General features: G+C 61.5%; 18 protein-coding genes. 15 read left to right on the plus strand and 3 right to left on the minus strand.

The window, feature by feature from the left end; genetic code table 11:
- The first annotated feature begins 44 nt into the window (after positions 1 to 44).
- From D9M09_RS04125 to D9M09_RS04140, 4 genes are all read left to right on the plus strand, one after another.
- Entirely contained in the window at positions 45 to 272 is a 228-nt protein-coding gene (locus D9M09_RS04125; protein WP_010395510.1) for a sulfurtransferase TusA family protein, read from the plus strand.
- A gap of 243 nt (positions 273 to 515) precedes the next feature.
- Positions 516 to 1,265 carry an electron transfer flavoprotein subunit beta/FixA family protein gene (locus D9M09_RS04130; RefSeq protein ID WP_070221859.1) on the plus strand — a complete coding sequence of 250 codons (750 nt, stop codon included), beginning with the start codon at positions 516 to 518 and terminating at the stop codon, positions 1,263 to 1,265.
- A gap of 42 nt (positions 1,266 to 1,307) precedes the next feature.
- Positions 1,308 to 2,240: an electron transfer flavoprotein subunit alpha/FixB family protein gene (locus tag D9M09_RS04135; RefSeq protein ID WP_070221858.1), complete on the plus strand. Its 933-nt coding sequence runs from the start codon at positions 1,308 to 1,310 to the stop codon at positions 2,238 to 2,240.
- A gap of 252 nt (positions 2,241 to 2,492) precedes the next feature.
- Complete coding sequence (locus D9M09_RS04140) at positions 2,493 to 4,283, plus strand: acyl-CoA dehydrogenase (RefSeq protein WP_121668649.1); 1,791 nt, start codon at positions 2,493 to 2,495, stop codon at positions 4,281 to 4,283.
- 234 nt (positions 4,284 to 4,517) lie between these two features.
- Here D9M09_RS04140 and D9M09_RS04145 read toward each other — a convergent pair whose 3' ends face one another.
- Both D9M09_RS04145 and D9M09_RS04150 read right to left on the minus strand, forming a co-directional pair.
- A complete protein-coding gene (locus D9M09_RS04145; RefSeq protein WP_070221856.1) occupies positions 4,518 to 5,144 on the minus strand; it encodes a glycine zipper 2TM domain-containing protein in 627 nt (208 codons plus the stop codon).
- A gap of 134 nt (positions 5,145 to 5,278) precedes the next feature.
- Positions 5,279 to 5,713 (minus strand): NINE protein, encoded by a 435-nt coding sequence (locus D9M09_RS04150; protein ID WP_070221855.1) that lies wholly within the window; start codon positions 5,711 to 5,713, stop codon positions 5,279 to 5,281.
- A 277-nt stretch (positions 5,714 to 5,990) separates the two neighbouring features.
- Here D9M09_RS04150 and rpsP point away from each other — a divergent pair, with 277 nt between their 5' ends.
- From rpsP to D9M09_RS04200, 10 genes are all read left to right on the plus strand, one after another.
- Positions 5,991 to 6,242, plus strand: a complete 252-nt coding sequence (rpsP, locus tag D9M09_RS04155) for a 30S ribosomal protein S16 (protein WP_010395524.1) — start codon at positions 5,991 to 5,993, stop codon at positions 6,240 to 6,242.
- 13 nt (positions 6,243 to 6,255) lie between these two features.
- Entirely contained in the window at positions 6,256 to 6,813 is a 558-nt protein-coding gene (gene rimM / locus D9M09_RS04160) for a ribosome maturation factor RimM (RefSeq protein WP_070221854.1), read from the plus strand.
- A 50-nt stretch (positions 6,814 to 6,863) separates the two neighbouring features.
- A complete protein-coding gene (gene trmD / locus D9M09_RS04165; protein ID WP_070221853.1) occupies positions 6,864 to 7,610 on the plus strand; it encodes a tRNA (guanosine(37)-N1)-methyltransferase TrmD in 747 nt (248 codons plus the stop codon).
- A gap of 131 nt (positions 7,611 to 7,741) precedes the next feature.
- On the plus strand, positions 7,742 to 8,125 hold the full coding sequence (gene rplS, locus D9M09_RS04170; RefSeq protein WP_010395528.1) for a 50S ribosomal protein L19: 384 nt from the start codon (positions 7,742 to 7,744) through the stop codon (positions 8,123 to 8,125).
- 80 nt (positions 8,126 to 8,205) lie between these two features.
- Positions 8,206 to 8,865, plus strand: coding sequence for a CoA pyrophosphatase (locus D9M09_RS04175; RefSeq protein ID WP_070313791.1), 660 nt, complete (start codon positions 8,206 to 8,208; stop codon positions 8,863 to 8,865).
- Between the two features lie 96 nt (positions 8,866 to 8,961).
- On the plus strand, positions 8,962 to 9,921 hold the full coding sequence (locus tag D9M09_RS04180) for a CobD/CbiB family protein (RefSeq protein WP_070221851.1): 960 nt from the start codon (positions 8,962 to 8,964) through the stop codon (positions 9,919 to 9,921).
- A 224-nt stretch (positions 9,922 to 10,145) separates the two neighbouring features.
- Entirely contained in the window at positions 10,146 to 10,481 is a 336-nt protein-coding gene (locus D9M09_RS04185; protein ID WP_070221850.1) for a DUF3579 domain-containing protein, read from the plus strand.
- Positions 10,482 to 10,562: 81 nt separating this feature from the next.
- A complete protein-coding gene (locus D9M09_RS04190; RefSeq protein WP_070221849.1) occupies positions 10,563 to 11,012 on the plus strand; it encodes a CBS domain-containing protein in 450 nt (149 codons plus the stop codon).
- Between the two features lie 78 nt (positions 11,013 to 11,090).
- Entirely contained in the window at positions 11,091 to 11,909 is an 819-nt protein-coding gene (locus D9M09_RS04195) for an AraC family transcriptional regulator (protein ID WP_121670961.1), read from the plus strand.
- A complete protein-coding gene (locus tag D9M09_RS04200; RefSeq protein ID WP_162995568.1) occupies positions 11,906 to 13,369 on the plus strand; it encodes a carbon-nitrogen hydrolase family protein in 1,464 nt (487 codons plus the stop codon). Before D9M09_RS04195 ends, D9M09_RS04200 begins: the two co-directional genes overlap by 4 nt.
- Positions 13,370 to 13,560: 191 nt before the next feature.
- Here D9M09_RS04200 and D9M09_RS04205 read toward each other — a convergent pair whose 3' ends face one another.
- On the minus strand, positions 13,561 to 14,301 hold the full coding sequence (locus D9M09_RS04205; protein WP_070221847.1) for a GntR family transcriptional regulator: 741 nt from the start codon (positions 14,299 to 14,301) through the stop codon (positions 13,561 to 13,563).
- 387 nt (positions 14,302 to 14,688) lie between these two features.
- On the opposite strand from D9M09_RS04205, the gene D9M09_RS04210 reads away from it, so the two are divergent.
- Positions 14,689 to 17,349, plus strand: coding sequence for a TonB-dependent receptor (locus tag D9M09_RS04210; RefSeq protein WP_070221846.1), 2,661 nt, complete (start codon positions 14,689 to 14,691; stop codon positions 17,347 to 17,349).
- Positions 17,350 to 17,412 lie beyond the last annotated feature (63 nt).

Raw genomic sequence — 17,412 nt, forward strand, 5'->3', positions numbered from 1 at the left:
GTGGGATATTGATGATGAGCGACACACTACTTGATACCGAGATTATGGAATTTCACAAAGAACTCGACGCGCGCGGCTTGAATTGCCCGTTGCCGATTCTGAAGGCGAAAAAGGCTTTGTCAGAGCTGCAGAGCGGGGAAGTGCTGCGCATCATGGCAACCGATCCCGGTTCCGTGCGCGACTTCCAGGCTTTCGCCAAGCAAACGGGCAATGCCCTGCTGTCGCATGTGCAGACGGGTACCGAATTCGTCTTCTTGATGCAACGCAAATAATTCTGCCAGCCGGGGCCGCCGTGGCGCGGCCTGGTTTTCCTTCCCGAACCAGCCCTTTTGCTGCCCTGCAGCGTAGCGGCGGACCCCCTTGAAATTCCCGAAGCTGGACAGTTTAGATGGATTGCTCTAACAAAAAATCGCACGATCGTGCTTAAATTCGGTTCAGGATTCAAATTTCTCTTATAATCGAACGCACAATCAGCACTTGATCCGTCATTTTTATAATTTCCCAAAGGCATAGCTATGAAAGTCTTGGTACCCGTCAAACGCGTGGTCGACTATAACGTCAAAGTCCGCGTCAAGAGTGACGGCACTGGCGTCGATACCGCCAACGTCAAAATGTCGATGAACCCTTTCGATGAGATCGCGCTGGAAGAAGCGATGCGCCTGAAAGAAGCCGGCAAGGTCACTGAAGTGGTCGCCATCTCCTGCGGCGTGACGCAGTGCCAGGAAACCCTGCGCACGGCGATGGCCATCGGCGCCGACCGCGGCATCCTGGTGGAAACGACGACCGACCTGGAACCGCTGGCCGTGGCCAAGCTGGTCAAGTCCCTGGCCGAGAAAGAACAGCCGCAACTGATCATCCTGGGCAAGCAGGCGATCGATGACGACAGCAACCAGACGGGCCAGATGCTCGCTGCCCTGCTGGGTTGGCCGCAAGCCACGTTCGCTTCGAAAGTCGTGCTGGAAGATGGCAAAGTCACCGTCACGCGCGAAGTCGACGGCGGCCTGGAAACCCTGGCATTGACCTTGCCAGCGATCATCACCACCGACCTGCGTCTGAACGAGCCACGCTATGTGACCTTGCCGAACATCATGAAGGCAAAGAAAAAGCCGCTCGAGACCGTCAAGCCGGAAGACCTGGGCGTCGATGTTGCGCCACGCCTGAAGACCCTGAAAGTCGTCGAGCCAGCCAAGCGCTCGGCCGGCATCAAGGTGCCGGACGTCGCCACCCTGGTCGCCAAGCTGCGTACCGAAGCCAAAGTCATCTAAGCGCGGCCTCGCCGTTTATCCAGAACAATTACAGGACACATCATGGTCGCATTAGTTATTGCTGAACACGACAACGCTACCTTAAAGGGCAGCACCCACCACACCGTGACCGCGGCTGCCCAGTGCGGCGGCGACGTGCACGTACTGGTCGCAGGTTCGAACGCCTCGGCTGCCGCCGCTGCCGCCGCGCAAATCGCCGGCGTGACGAAAGTCATCGTGGCCGACGCGCCATACTTTGCCGACGGCCTGGCCGAAAACGTGGCCGAGCAAGTGCTGGCCATCGCCGGCAACTACAGCCACATCCTGGCGCCAGCCACCGCCTACGGCAAGAACATCCTGCCGCGCGTGGCCGCCAAGCTGGACGTGGCGCAAATCTCGGAAATCACCAAGGTCGATTCCCCGGACACCTTCGAGCGCCCAATCTACGCCGGTAACGCCATTGCCACCGTGCAATCTGGCGACAAGGTCAAGGTCATCACCGTGCGCACCACCGGTTTCGACGCCGCTGCCGCCACCGGCGGTTCGGCTGCCACGGAAACCGTCGCTGCCGTTGGCGACAATGGCAAATCGGCCTTCGTGGGCCGCGAACTGGCCAAGTCCGACCGTCCTGAACTGACCGCCGCGAAAATCATCGTGTCGGGCGGCCGTGGCATGGGTTCGGCCGAGAACTTCCACATCCTGGAACCGCTGGCCGACAAGCTGGGCGCCGCCATGGGTGCTTCGCGCGCCGCCGTCGACGCCGGCTTCGTGCCGAACGACTGGCAAGTGGGCCAGACGGGCAAGATCGTCGCGCCATCGCTGTACATCGCCGTCGGCATCTCGGGCGCGATCCAGCATCTGGCCGGCATGAAAGACTCGAAGACCATCGTCGCCATCAACAAGGATCCGGAAGCGCCGATCTTTGCCGTGGCCGACTACGGCATCGTGGGCGATCTGTTCGAGATCGTGCCGCAACTGGTCAAAGAACTGGGCTAAGTCTCGCCCGATCCGGTTTTGTGTAGAGCGTATTCCGGTAGGGAGCGTCTGCAGCAGATTGTTCATCGGAAGTGCGGACAAGGCGCGAGGAGGACGCATGGATATCCATGCTACGACGAGCAACGCCGTCCCCGCTTTCGAGGGGCTGTCTGCTGCTGATGTATTCTTCTACCGGGATACGCTCTTACTACAAAGCCACGCCGGCCCGCCCCACACGGCGAGCCGCGCGTGGCTTTTTTCTTGGAGAAATAGATGAGCTATCAAGCCCCGCTGAAAGACATGTTGTTCGTCATGAACGAACTGGCCGGCCTGGCCGAAATCCATACTTTGCCTGGCTGCGAAGACGCGACACCCGACACGGCCGAAGCCGTGCTGGAAGAAAACGCCAAGTTCTGCGGCGGCGTGGTGGCCCCTTTGAACGGCCCCAGCGACAAGGAACCGAGCTTCTGGCACGACGGCCAGGTCACGACCTCGAAAGGCTTCAAGGAAGCGTTCAAGGCCTACGGCGAAGCGGGCTGGCAGGGCGTGCAGCATCCGACGGAATTTGGCGGCCAGGGCTTGCCCAAGCTGCTGGCCACGCCCTGCATCGAAATGCTCAATTCGGCCAGCATCTCGTTCGCCCTGGTGGCCCTGCTGTCGGACGGCGCCATCGAAGCGCTGCTGACGGCCGGCAGCGACGCGCAAAAAGCGACGTACCTGGAAAACCTGGTGTCGGGCAAGTGGACGGGCACCATGAACCTGACTGAGCCGCAGGCGGGCTCCGACCTGGCCGCCGTGCGCACGCGCGCCGTGCCGCAGGACGATGGCACCTATAAAGTCTTTGGCACGAAGATTTTCATCACGTACGGCGAACACGACATGGCGAAAAACATCGTCCATCTGGTGCTGGCCCGCACGCCGGACGCACCGGCCGGCGTAAAAGGCATTTCGCTGTTCATCGTGCCGAAATTCCTCGTCAATGCGGACGGCAGCCTCGGCGCGCGCAATGACGCGCACTGCGTATCCATCGAGCACAAACTCGGCATCAAGGCCAGCCCCACGGCCGTGCTGCAGTTCGGCGACCACGGCGGCGCCATCGGCACCCTGGTGGGCGAGGAAAACCGCGGCCTCGAATACATGTTCATCATGATGAACGCGGCCCGCTTCGGCGTGGGCTTGCAGGGCATCGGCCTGGCCGAGCGCGCCTACCAGCAGGCCGTGGCATTCGCCAAGGACCGCGTGCAGTCGCGCGACCTGGCCGGTTCCGCCGGTCCGGTCTCCATCATCCACCACCCGGACGTGCGCCGCATGCTGATGTCCATGCGCTCGCAGACGGAGGCGGCGCGCGCGCTGGCCTACGTGGGCGCGGCCATCAGCGACGTGGCACACCACCATCCGGACGCCGACGTGCGCGCGGAAAGCCTGGCGACGTACGAATACCTGGTGCCCGTGATCAAGGGCTGGGCCACGGAAATGTCGCAGGACGTCACGCGCGACGGCGTGCAAGTGCACGGCGGCATGGGTTTCATCGAAGAGACGGGAGCCGCCCAGCATTACCGTGACGCCAAGATCCTGACGATCTACGAAGGCACGACGGCCATCCAGGCGAACGACCTCGTGGGCCGCAAGACGGTGCGCGACGGCGGCGCCGTGGCAAAAGCCATCATCGCCCAGGTGCGCGCTACGGAAGCCCAGCTGGGCGAACTGACCGGCGCCGACTTCCAGGCCATGCAGCGCCACCTGGCCGAAGGCAGCGCCGCGCTGGAAGCCGTGGTCGAGTATGTGGTGGCGAACATGAAGACGGACATCAAGGCCGTGTTCGCGGGCAGCGTGCCGTATCTGAAGCTGGCCGGCATCGTGCTGGGCGGCTGGCAAATGGCGCGCGCGGCCATCGTGGCGCAGCAAAAGCTGGGAGAGGGCAGCGGCGACGCATCGTTCTACAAGGCAAAAATCGCCACGGCCCGCTTCTTTGCCGACCACATCCTGTCTCAGGCACCGGGCTTGCGCGCCACCATCATCGACGGCAGCGCCGGCGTGATGGCCTTGTCGGAAGAGCAGTTTTAAGCGGGGTCAGACCCCCTCGTCCGCTAACGCCGAGTTTGGCGTTGGCATTGTTGAGGGTCTGACCCCAGCAGTGTGCTGAAGACCCGCAGAAGGCAAAAAAAGCGCTGGAGATCGCTCTCCAGCGCTTTTTTAAACCACAAAGACAAATGCCGGGGTCAGACCCGCCGGGGGAATGTGCGCCAATGGCGCGCATTCCGATCCCACAGGGACTGACCCCAGATTTACTCTGCGTTCTTAGCGGCGGGCGATGCCGTTGCCCGAATTGCGTACCAAGTCGCCAGCCGCGAGGCCAGGATCCTGGTCAAACGCGAAATCGGCCTTGGCGCCCGTTTCGTATTGCACGGTGACGGTCCAGGTCTTGGCGTTCTTCATGTGGCCTTCGACTTGCTTGCCTGCGTAGGCGCCGCCAGCGGCGCCGGCCAGGGTGGCCAGGTCCTTGCCGCGTCCGCCGCCGACCTGGCGGCCCAGCAGGGCGCCGGCCACGCCGCCGCCGATCATGCCCAGTGCGCCGCCCTCACCGGCTTTTTCAGTGACGTTGACTGCCAGTACCTTGCCGCAATCGGCGCAAATCTGATGCTGCGGCTGCTTGGAGGGCTGGCTGGCGTAGGAGTTGCCCGCCTTTTGCGCGGCCTTGGCATTGATGATGGCCTGGTCGTATTCGCCCTTGGCGTCGCGCAGGCATTGCATGCGGGCTTTCGAGCTGCTTTCTTCTGCGCACAATTTCTTGTCGTCCGCATAGCGGGTGTTGGCTTGCTTCGTGTCGTACGCGTATTGCGCCTTCGGCGACAGGTTTTGCGCGAAGGCGGATGTGCTGAACAGGGCCGTGACGGCGACTGCGAGGATGAGCGGGCGACGAATCATGATCTTCTCCTTGGGGTGTTAAATGAGCCAGTAATGTCGGCATTGTGAATGCAGTATAGAGGAAAATCATGATTGCTTACCAACACTTACATGTGCGTGCGGGGCGACGGATTGATGTAATTTCCATGCGGAAATTAACCGTAGGCGCCGCCTGTGTACAGCAAGTCGAACAGGCGCGCCATGGTGGCGATCAGCACGCCCGCGCCTAGCATCAAGGTAGCGACCAGCACCACGGCCAGGGGCCAGCCCGTGTCCGACGCGCGGCTTGATGCGGCATTGTAGCGGGCGTCCCACTTGTCGTCCGGCATCAGGCCCAGCACCAGCGCTTCCAGGAAGCCGCCCAGGGCGGACAGGGTCAGCGGCAATATCTGATAAAACCAGTCCGCCTCGGGAAACAGCTGATGCAGCAGCGCGCTGGCGGGCAGGGCGGCCAGGTGTAGCCAGCCCCAGCGGTCTTTGGCGCCGTGCAGGTAAAAGCGGTGTGCGCCCAGCGTGCCCAGCAAAAAGGCCAGCAGGGTGGTGAATGCCTTGTTCTTGTGCGACTGTTGCAAAATGGTAGCGGTGGTCATGGGACTCCAGAATTGCTCATCAGTAAAGATTGCCAGTATCGGTCATTGCCTCGCACAACGATAGCACTTTCCTGTGGCGTTTATGCAATGATTTCGCCTGAGTTCAAGCCATGGCCGGCACGATAGACGCAGACGCCTATTGCGTCTTCGGCCCTGACTGGTCATAATGTTTGATTAGCCCAAATTACACGCCCGTCATCATAACGCTTGCTGCCTGGCGGTAAAGCGCGCTATAATTTGCGGCTTTTTCCGCCTCAGCACACTTTTTGGAAATATTATGGTCGTTATTCGTTTAGCTCGTGGAGGCGCCAAGAAGCGCCCGTTCTTCAACATCGTCGCTACTGATTCGCGCAATCGCCGCGATGGTCGCTTCATTGAGCGTATCGGTTTTTACAACCCGATGGCGCAAGGTGGCGAAGTTCCACTGCGTATCACCGCAGACCGTCTGGCCTACTGGCAAGGCGTTGGCGCACAATTGTCGCCAACCGTTGCTCGCCTGGTAGCCAGCAACAACAAAGCAGCAGCTTAATTAGATCACTGGTTTGACGGTCAAGACTGCATCCGGGGTGAAAGTCCCCGATGACCTGGTACAGGTAGGCTATGTCTCCGGTGCTTATGGCATCGCTGGCGGAGTCAGGATCACTCCTTTCTCCGACGATGCGGATGCATTATTAAGCGTCAAAACCTGGTGGTTTGATAAACCGACCTTGCATGATGTTCAAGTCAGGCAAGCGAAGTTACACGGCGGCGACGTCGTGGCCCAGCTGGTGGGTGTGGTCGGGCGGGATGCCGCAGAAGCGCTGAAAGGCGTGTCTGTGCAAATTCCGCGTAGCCATTTCCCGACGCTGTCGGCCGATGAATTTTATTGGTCCGATCTGATCGGACTGACAGTCGAGAATTTGCAAGGCGAGTGCCTCGGCACAGTGCACGACATGATGAGCAATGGTCCGCAGTCGATCTTGCGCGTTACGCCCGTCGCCAGTGCCGATGAGACCGTTGAAAAGGCGCCTGAGCGCCTGATCCCGTTTGTTGGCCAGTTTGTCATTAACGTTGACAAGGCTGCCAGCAAGATCACGGTCGACTGGGGCCTCGATTATTAAACCGCCTGCGCATAACTTTGCGCCGGGCAAACGTTGCAGGATGGTGAGCGATGCAATTTGATGTCGTGACCCTGTTCCCGGAAATGTTTGCCGCGCTGACGCAGTCGGGTGTGACCCGGCGCGCCTTCGAGCAGGGGAAATGTGGCTTGTCCTTGTGGAATCCCCGTGATTTCACGACCGACAATCACCGTACCGTGGATGACCGCCCCTATGGCGGCGGCCCCGGCATGGTGATGATGGCCCGTCCCCTCGAAGCGACAATTAATGCCGCCAAGCAACGCCAGGCCGAATTGGGACTGGCGGCGCCCCGCGTGGTGTTCATGTCGCCGCAAGGCCGTCCGCTGACGCACGCGCGCGTCACGCAGCTGAAAGCCGAGCCTGGCCTGGTGATCCTGTGTGGCCGCTATGAAGCCGTGGACCAGCGTTTGCTGGACCGTTGCGTCGACGAGGAAATCAGCATGGGCGACTTCGTCCTGTCGGGCGGTGAATTGCCCGCCATGGCGCTGATGGATGCGGTGATCCGCCTGTTGCCCGGTGTCTTGAACACGGAGGCATCGGCCATCGAGGACAGCTTCGTCAATGGCTTGCTCGATTCGCCGCACTACACGCGGCCGGAAACATATGAAGGCATGGCCGTGCCGCCCGTCTTGATGGGTGGCAATCATGCCGAGATCGTCAAGTGGCGCCGCCAGCGCATGCTGGAAGCGACCGCGACAAAGCGGCCTGATCTGTTGGTCAGTGCGCGTGCCGCCGGCTTGCTCAGCAAGACCGACGAAAAATTCTTGGCCAGCCTGTAAGCCGTCTCCGGACGGCCGGCAGGGTGGCCAGTAGTGCCGGGCATGTTGCCCATATTGTGTTACCCATCCTCTACCGGGCGGATACTTGCTATCCACAGTGCGCCGGCATGATGGTTTTCGGAGTTATAAAAATGGACTTAATTCAACAATTAGAGCAGGAAGAAATTGCTCGTCTGGGTAAAACCATTCCTGAATTCGCACCAGGCGATACCGTTATCGTCAGCGTCAACGTAGTCGAAGGCACGCGCAAGCGCGCCCAGGCTTACGAAGGCGTCGTTATCTCCCGTCGTAACCGTGGCCTGAACTCGAACTTCATCGTTCGCAAGATCTCGTCCGGCGAAGGCGTTGAGCGTACGTTCCAACTGTACTCGCCGCTGATCGCTTCGATCGAAGTGAAACGCCGTGGTGATGTTCGCCGCGCCAAGCTGTACTATCTGCGTGAGCGTTCGGGTAAATCGGCGCGTATCAAAGAAAAATTGCCAAACCGCCGCGTTGTGGCGAAAGCAAGCGCGTAATATCAGCGTCTGCGTTGGGAAAAGGGGTACCGTATTGGTGCCCCTTTTTTTATTCTGAATTGCTAATGGGACAAGCTGCCATGGCCACCATCGCATTTGATCCAAAACAACTCGCCATCGATTCGATCGCCGGCGAGGCGGCGCTGGACGCCGTGCGCCTGACGCCGGACTGGCTGCGCCAGCGCCTGGCCGAACAGCCTGACTGGCAGCCCGAGATCACCCAGGATTTCCTCTCCGCCCGCGCCGTGCCCGTGCGCGCCGCCGTCCTCATTCCCCTGGTGCAGCGGCCGCAGGGCTTGACCATTTTGCTGACCATGCGCACGGACCACCTGAGCAGCCATGCGGGCCAGGTCAGTTTTCCCGGCGGTCGCAGCGAGCCGTTCGATGGCTCGCCCGTGGCCACGGCCTTGCGCGAAACGGAAGAAGAAGTGGGCCTGGCGCGCGAGCACATCGAAGTGCTGGGCTGCCTGCCCGACTACCTGACGGGCACCGGCTACCAGGTCACGCCCGTGGTGGGCCTGGTAACGCCGCCGTTCGAACTGCGCGCCGACCCGTCCGAGGTGGCGGAAATCTTCGAAGTGCCGCTGGCCTTCCTCATGGATGGCATCAACCATCAGCGCCTGTCGGTGGAATTGCCGGGCGGACGGCGCTCGTTCTACGCCATGCCGTACGAGCGCTTCTACATTTGGGGCGCCACGGCCGGCATGCTGCGCAATCTGTTTCACCTGCTGCGCGCGTAAAATGGCGCCGCGCACGTAATAAGTTTGATTCCAGCACGGCACTGCGCTATCGTAGCGGGCATTGCGGTATTGCTGAAAAAGACAAAAGGACGTTTGATGACATTTCTCTCCATACTTTGCGCATTGCTGATCGAGCAGCTCAAACCTTTGCGCGCGGACAATCCGATCTACGCCGAAATCAAGAGCCTGGCGATGCGCATGGAGACCTGGTTCAATGCCGGCCACGCCAGCCACGGCCGCATGGGCTGGTTCCTCATGATCGGCGCGCTGATGGTGCCGACGGCGGGCGTGTACTGGATCTTGCTCCACTACCAGCTGACCCTGCTGGCCTTTGCCTGGAACGTTCTCATCGTCTACCTGACCCTGGGCTTCCGTCATTACAGCCATTACTTCACCTCGATCCAGCTGGCCCTGAGCGCCGGCGACGAAGCGACCGCGCGCACCTTGCTGGCCGACTGGACCAAGCTCGACACGGTGGGCATGGAAGCGAGCGAGATCGCCCGCATCGCCGTGGAAAAAGCCCTGATCACCACGCACCGCAATGTGTTTGGCGTGTTCTTCTGGTTCCTCATGCCGCTGGGTCCTGCCTGCGCCGTGATGTACCGCGTGGCCGAATACCTGGCGCGCGCCTGGAACGAGCCCGAGCACATGCGCAATGAAGCGTTCGGCCAGTTCGCCGCGCGCGCCTTTTACTGGATCGACTGGATCCCCGTGCGCCTGACGGCCGTGGCGTTTGCCGTGGTCGGCAATTTCGAGGACGCCATCTACGCCTGGCGCAATTTCGCCCAGCGCTGGCAGGACGAGTCCATCGGCATCATCCTGACGGCCGGCGGCGGCGCCATGGGCGTACGCCTGGGCACGCCAGCGGAAACGGCCGCGCGCGTGCTCGTCACGCCCGACATGGCCGTCGACGACAGCGACAGCGAAAGCGATATCCTGCCGGGCGAAGAGCCGGGCGCGCGCGCCTTGCAGAGCACGGTGGGCCTCGTCTGGCGCGCCTTGCTGCTGTGGATGCTGTTGCTGCTGTTGATGTCGGGCGCCGTTTTCCTCGGCTGACGCGGGCGCACATGCGCCATCCATGCGCCTTGCGCGTGGAACAAGGTTAAAATAGGGGCTGGCGCGCAAGGCGTGCCGGCCCCTGTTTGCATCGCCAGGGCAGATGGAGGTAGAACCCAAGTCTTCTATAAGATATAATACTGGCTTACCGCAGCAAACGTAGTTGACTACCAGCCCGGCTTACCCGCCGGGGCCATTCACGCAATCCAGTCCCGACAAGCCACATGGCCGAGTTATCTCAAAAAACAGGGGAACTCTCAGACGAGTTCTTCATCCTTGGTCTCACCAGCAATGGCAAGCAATTCCGACCCAGCGATTGGGCCGAGCGCCTTTGCGGAGTGATGTCCTGTTTCAATCCCGACGGCGGCGGGCGCAATGCGCACCTCCAGTATTCGCCCTACGTGCGCCCGACCGTCGTCAATGGCGTCAAGTCGGTGGTGGTCAACACCAAGCTGCGCGAGATCGAGCCGATGGCGTTTCACTTCGTGCGCGAATTTGCCAAGGATAACGACCTGCAGATCGTCGAAGCCTGCTTCTTGCCGCCCCCAGAAGAAAAGTAAGACCGTTTCAATTGATTTGCCTCAAACCCGCCACGGCGGGCTGGCGTAGCGTGGACACTCTGCCTCAAACGGAGCGGCGACATGCGCATCGGCGACATCTGTACCCTGCATACCATCCATTGCCAGCGTGACACCAGCGTGCAAGACGCCGCGCTGCTGATGCGCCAGCACCACGTGGGCGACCTGATCGTGGCCGAACAGCCGAACGGCGAGCGCGTCCCCATCGGCATCCTCACCGACCGCGATATCGTCATTTCCGTCATCGCCCTCGGTCTCGACCCCGCCAGCCTGCTGGTGGGCGACATCATGAGCGCGCAGCTGCTCACCGCCAGCGAAGACGAAGACGTCTACGACATCATCGAACGCATGCGCGTCAACGGCATCCGCCGCCTGCCCGTGGTCAACAGCCTGGGCGCGCTTTCCGGCGTCGTCAGCATCGACGACTTGCTGGCCTTCCTGGCCCAGGAAATGGCCGAGCTGGCGCGCATCAGCAGCGGCCAGCTGGTCCACGAAAAGCGCACCAGAAAGTAAGCGCGTATTGCGCAATTCCGGTCAAGCCACGGCTTGCTGAAAATGCTACAGTCGCTGCTCGTTCAACGGGAAGCGTTCATGCACTATCTGGCCAAGGCACTCTGGTATATCGAATCGCATTATGCGGACGATCTCTCGCTCGGCGATATCGCCCACGTGGGCGGCGCCTCGCCCTGCCATCTGACGCGCGCGTTCGGCCTGGCCACGGGCCACTCCGTGATGCGCTATGTGCGGGCGCGCCGGCTCAGCGAGGCGGCGCGCGCGCTGGCCCAGGGCGCGCAAGACATCCTTGCCGTCGCCCTGGAGGCCGGCTACGGTTCCCATGAAGCCTTTACGCGAGCCTTCCGCGACCAGTTCCACGTCACGCCGGAAATGGTGCGGGCCCAGCGCCACGTCGCCAACCTGGCGCTGGTGGGAGCGATCAAAATGGATGTGGCGCCGGGCGTGCCTTTGGCGCCGCCCCGTTTCGAGCAAGGGCCCGCCTTGCTGGTGGCGGGCCTCGTTGAGCGGTATTGCGCGGAATCGTCTGCCGGCATCCCCGCCCTGTGGCAGCGCTTCCTGCCCCATGTGGCGCCCGGCCAGCTCGTGTATGGCGTGTGCTGCAACAATGACGACGCGGGCAATTTCGACTACCTGTGCGCCATGCCGGTGGCCGACTTTTCCCAGGCTCCCGACGGCTGGGCGCGGCTGCGCATCGCGCCGCAGCGCTACGCCGTGTTTCATCACCGCGGCCACATTTCCACCATCCGCGGCACCTGGCATACGGTGTGGAACGAGTGGCTGCCGCAGTCGGGGCTGGAAGTGGCCGACGCGCCCGATTTTGAGCGCTACGACCGGCAATTCGATCCCGCCAGCGGCGTCGGTGGCGTGGAAATCTGGCTTCCCCTGAAAGCATGAGCATGCCCGATACCTTGTCTGCGCCGGCCCTGTTCGCCGGCACCACCGCGCTGCGCCGTCGCCTGTCGCAAACCGCCGCCGCGCTGGCGGCGGGCCTGCCCCTGTACTGGGTGCTTGGGCCACAGCCGCTGGGCCCGCTGGCCTGGTGCGCGCCGCTGCCCGTGCTGTGGCTGGCCCTGCGCTCGTCGCGCCGCGACGCGGCCTGGATGACCTTCCTGGCGGCCGTGCTGGGTCTGTCATCCAACTTCAGTTATTTTCGCCTGCTCATGCCCTTGCCGGCCGTCCTGGCCGTGATCACCGTCAAGGCACTGCTGTGGCTGCTGGTAGTGCTGGCCACGCGGCGCCTCGTGCTGCGTTACCGGGCGTCGTGGACGGTGCTGGGGTACCCCGTGCTGTGGGTGGCTATCGATACCCTGATGGCGGCCTTGCTGCCCGATGGTAACTGGGGCAGCCTTGCGTATTCGCAAGCGGACAATGTTGCCATATTGCAGGTAGCAGCCCTGGCCGGCGTGCCTGGCCTGCTGTTTCTGCTGTGCCTGGCGCCGTCCGCGCTGGCCTTGCTGCTGGCCGGCGGACGTGCGTATGCACCAGCGGCGGGGGCGACGTTGCTGCTGCTGGCGGCCACGTTCGCCGGTGGCGCCTGGCGCGTGCAGGGCGCACCGGCAGCAAGCGGGCCACTGGCGGGACTGGTGGCCATCGACGACTTCATCGGCCCGGCCACGCCGCCGGCACGCGCGCAAGCCGTCTGGGACCAGTACGTGCGCCACATCGAACAGCTGGCCGGGCAGGGCGCCAGGCTGGTGCTGTTGCCGGAAAAGATAGCGGTGCTGGCGCCCGCGCAGGCGGATGCCGTGCGGCAGCGTTTCCAGGCGCTGGCGCGCGGCACGGGTGCGTGGATTACCCTGGGCATCGGCGTGCAAGACGCTGCCGGCCGGCGCAACCTGGCCTGGCTGTTCGCGCCCGATGGCGCCGCGCCCGTCAGCTATCAAAAACATCACCTGGCGCCGCCCGAGCGCGATTTTCTTGCCGGCAGCGCGTATGCCGTGCAGCCGGTGGCGGGTCTGGCCATGGGCCTGGCCATCTGCAAGGACATGCATTTCGCGCCCCTGGGGCAGGCGTATGGCGCGGCCGGGGCGCAGGCGATGCTGGTGCCGGCCTGGGATTTTCAGCTGGACGGCTGGATGGGCGCGCGCATGACGGTGGTGCGCGGCGTGGAAAACGGTTATGCCGTGCTGCGCGCGGCGCGCGAGGGGGTACTGACGGTCAGCGACGCGTATGGCCGCGTGCTGGCGGAACGGGCCAGCAGCGCCATGCCGGGCAGCACCTTGCTGGTGCCGCTGCCGGCGCACCCGTCCGTCGCCACCTGGGCTGGATGGCTGGGGCCGCTGTTCGGCTGGCTCTGCGTGACACTGGGCGTGATGCTGCTGTGTACGGGACGCCGCGCCATGCCTTCTTCCTGATGGGAAAAGTCAGATTTTGCTGCAATGCGCAAAAACGCATTGCGCAGCCCTTTTTATATTCTCCGTACGCAGGTCACATAATCGCCGCCGATTCATTCGCCATGGCCGTGCATATAATAGGCATGATGGCGGCATATATATTGCACTGCAATAAATGGTTATCTGGTATTCGTGAAATGCGGCGATTGGTATTAATTGGTACTTAATTCAGCCACGAAGTCATACATATCGCCGCGGAAGTAGGAGCGGCAAAATTCCACGGCGCGGCCATCGCGCAAAAAGCCCAGCCTTTCCACCGACAAGCCCGCGTCGCCTTCCTCCGCCTGCAGCAGGCTGGCCTGCTCGCCCGTCAGCAACAGCGCGCTGAGGCGCTGCAGGGCGCGCACGGGCCGGTTGCCCGCCTGTTCCAGCGCGTCGTACATCGACACGTCGACGGCGTCGAGCGCCGGCAGGCAACTGGCGACGATGGTCGCGTATTCCAGGCACATCGGTATTTCGTCCGCATAGCGGATGCGGTGGAAGCGGTACACGGGCGCGCCCGGCGACAGCCGCAGGCGCAAGGCCTCTTCCGGCGTCACGGTGCCCTCTGCGCGCTTGAGCCACACACTTCGCGGCGTGCGTCCGCGCGCCCGCATGTCCTCGGAAAACGAGGTCAGTTTGGCGAAGTTTTTTTCGATGCGCGTATTGATGAAATTGCCTGAGCCGGGGCGCCGCACCAGCAAGCCTTCGTTGACGAGGCCATCGATGGCCTTGCGCACGGTGATGCGCGACACGGCCAGGTCGCTGGCCAGCTGGCGCTCGGCCGGCAGGGCTTCGTCGGGGCCGAGGATGCGCTTGTCGATCGCTTCGCGCAGCGCGCGCTGCAGTTGCTGGTACAGGGGCAGGCTACTCGTCTGCCCCAGGCCTTGCATGATGTGAGCCAGGGTTGTCATACGCTGAAGGTCTCCGTTACGGCGCGTTGCAGACGCGCTCTGTATCTGTTTTATGTCGCTGGATAATACCAAAAAAGACCGTTATAAAACCAATTTGAATTATCAGGGCGGCAATTTATGCCTGCCCTCGCGGGTATTTACCCCGCTCATACGGGCTACAAATTGATTTCGCTGAAGTGGTCTGTGTGATTCAAACAACGTTATAAAAAAAAAGTTGCAACTGGTAGTGTTCTGGTATTGGATAGTAGTATATTGGCGTTGAATTGGTTTTGTAAGTGGTTGTGCCGAAGGGTCTGCAGCATGCCGCAGTAGTAGGCGGGCTGGAAAGAAGACCTACGTTAAAAATGAAAAGGTTCCAATCCTGGAGCCTAAATCAAGGGGGAGTACATGAAACGCAATTTGACACCTGCAGCTGCCGTCGTGAAATCCGGTTCGCGTAGCCGTACGCCGATCGCTGCGGCCGTTGCCGTGATGGTCGCCGGTCTGGCCTTATCGGCGCAGGCGCAGGAAGCGCCGGCCGACGACGTGGCCACCGTGGTGACGGTGACCGGCGTGCGTGCCTCGCTGGAAAAATCGCTGAAGCAAAAACGTAATGCGGATTCCGTGGTGGAAGTGGTGACGGCCGAAGATATCGGCAAGATGCCTGACCGTAACGTGGCTGACGCGATCCAGCGCCTGCCAGGTGTGAATACCCAATCGTCTGCCGGTGGCGAAGGCGGCTTCGGCGAAAACGATCGCGTCAGCCTGCGCGGCACCAGCCCCAGCTTGCAGCAAACCCTGTTCAACGGCCACGCCATCAGCACCGGCGACTGGTTCGTGCTGAACCAATTCGGCGGCAACGTGGGCCGCAGCAGCAGTTTTTCCTTGCTGCCATCCGAGCTGGTGAGCTCGGTAGTGGTGAAAAAGAGCGCCACCGCTGATCTGGTGGAAGGTGGCGTGTCCGGTGCGATCGACGTGATCACGCGCCGCCCCCTGGAGTTCAAGAACAAGCTTACGGCTGAAGGCTCGATTCAGGCCAACTACAATGACCTGTCGGAGAAAACCCAGCCGCAATTCTCCGGTATGGTGAACTGGAAAAACGACGACAATACGCTGGGGATCATGGTGCAGGGTTTCTCGCAAAAGTCGGAAGTGCGTCGTGATGGCCAGGAAATCCTCGGTTACACGGCGATTTCGGCCGACAAGGCTGCTGCGCAGGCGCATCCTGAGCTGGTGGGCGTACTGGCCCCTACCTTCATAGGCGCGAGTTTCTTCCAGCAAAAGAAAACCCGCGAGGGTGGTGCGTTTGACATCGAGTTCAAGCCGAATAAGGATCTGACGCTGGATTTGAATGGATTCTATTCGCAATTGAAGGCGCCGCATTCGAATACCAACCACCTGGCCGCGCCGAGTGGCTCGATCAATGCGGGGATGGTGCCGACGTCCTACACGGTGCGCAATAATACGCTCGTGGCGGCGAACTTCACGAAGAATGCCGGTGAGGTCGACAATATTTATCGCCCGGACGCAGGCGGTGAAACGTACTATCTGGACTTCAACTTCAAGTACCGCGCCAGCAAGGACCTGACCTTCACCGGCAAGCTGGGCAAGACCCATGGCGTGGGCTACGACCGTGATGATGTGTACTACCAAAACAAGGTCGATGGCGGTATGAACTATGCGCTCAATGGCATGAGTCCGGCTACCGTTTCCTATCCGGGCGGCACGACCACGGCGCCATTGGGTACGGCGTGGATCGGTGGCGGGGAATCGCAGTCGGTCGACAAGGAACTGTATACCCAGATTGATGGCGAATTGCGCCTGTCGAGCGGCATTTGGGATTCCATCAAGTTTGGCGCACGCTTCACCGACCATAAACGTACCGCCGAGCACCCATTTGAAACGGGTCCTGGCGCGACAGGTCTGGACAGTGCCGGCCCCATCTGGAACGGTACGCAGTATCCGGGTAATTTCGCTTCCAACCTGGGCGGCAATTTGCCTACCAACTATTTCCGCTATGACGGCGATGCCCTGGCAAAATGGGCGGCGATTCCGGGCAACCGCAATCCTGACCGCGTCGCTCGCCACAACTGGCGCGATGAATTCAAGCTGCAGGAAAAAACCCAGGCAGTCTACGGTATGGCCAATCTGACCGGCGATAACTGGAGCGGTAACTTCGGCGTGCGCGCCGTCCATACCAAGCAGTCCACGACGGTGAATGCCAGCGGCGGTCCGATCACAGGTTCCGCATTTGGCGCCTACTCGCAAAACACTTATGATCGCAGCTATAACGACTTCCTGCCTAGCGCCAACATCAAGTTTGATGTCCGCAACGATCTCGTTGTGCGCGCGGCATTGGCCAAGACCATTGCGCGCCCTGACTATAGCGCGTTGGGCGGCGCCGTATCGCTGAATGAGGATTCCCTGAGTGGTACCAAGGGCAACATTAACCTCAATCCTGTGCGTTCGAACAATGCCGAAGTCAGCGCCGAGTGGTATTTCGCGCCAAAATCGGCGGTCTCGGCCGGCATCTTCTACATGGATTTGAATTCGATCGTGGCGCAACGTAACGTCAACGCCACCTATTTCAATACCAAGGTTGGTGCTGACAGGGTGTTCCAGGTGACCGAGTCCTACAACACCAAGGGCAAGAACAAGGGCGTCGAGTTGAGCTATCAGCAACCGGTGTTCGGTGATTTCGGCGTGCTGGCCAACTACACCTACGCCGACGGCAAGCTGAACGATGGCAGCGAATTGCTGAACGCGTCGAAAAACACCTATAACCTGACCGCTTTCTACGAAGCACACGGTTTTAGCGCGCGCCTGGCCTACAACTATCGCTCGGCCTACAAGGCCGGCGTGGACCGTGGCGCCAGCCAGCACGTCGACGACAGCAGCACGCTGGCAGGTTCGCTCAACTACAAGATCAACGAGCACTTCACGATCACGTTCGATGCGCTTAACCTGACCAACGAAACCATCAAGATGTACGCCGAAAACAAGGATCAGCCACGCGCGTTCTACAGCAATGGCCGTACCTTCTATCTGGGCCTGCGCGGCAAGCTGTAAGCAAGACGATCCGGCCTGATGCACCCGCGTCAGGCCCGGTCTTCCTCGGTCTTTCAAGGCAAG

It is taken from the genome of Janthinobacterium agaricidamnosum (genome assembly GCF_003667705.1).
Taxonomy (GTDB): domain Bacteria; phylum Pseudomonadota; class Gammaproteobacteria; order Burkholderiales; family Burkholderiaceae_D; genus Janthinobacterium.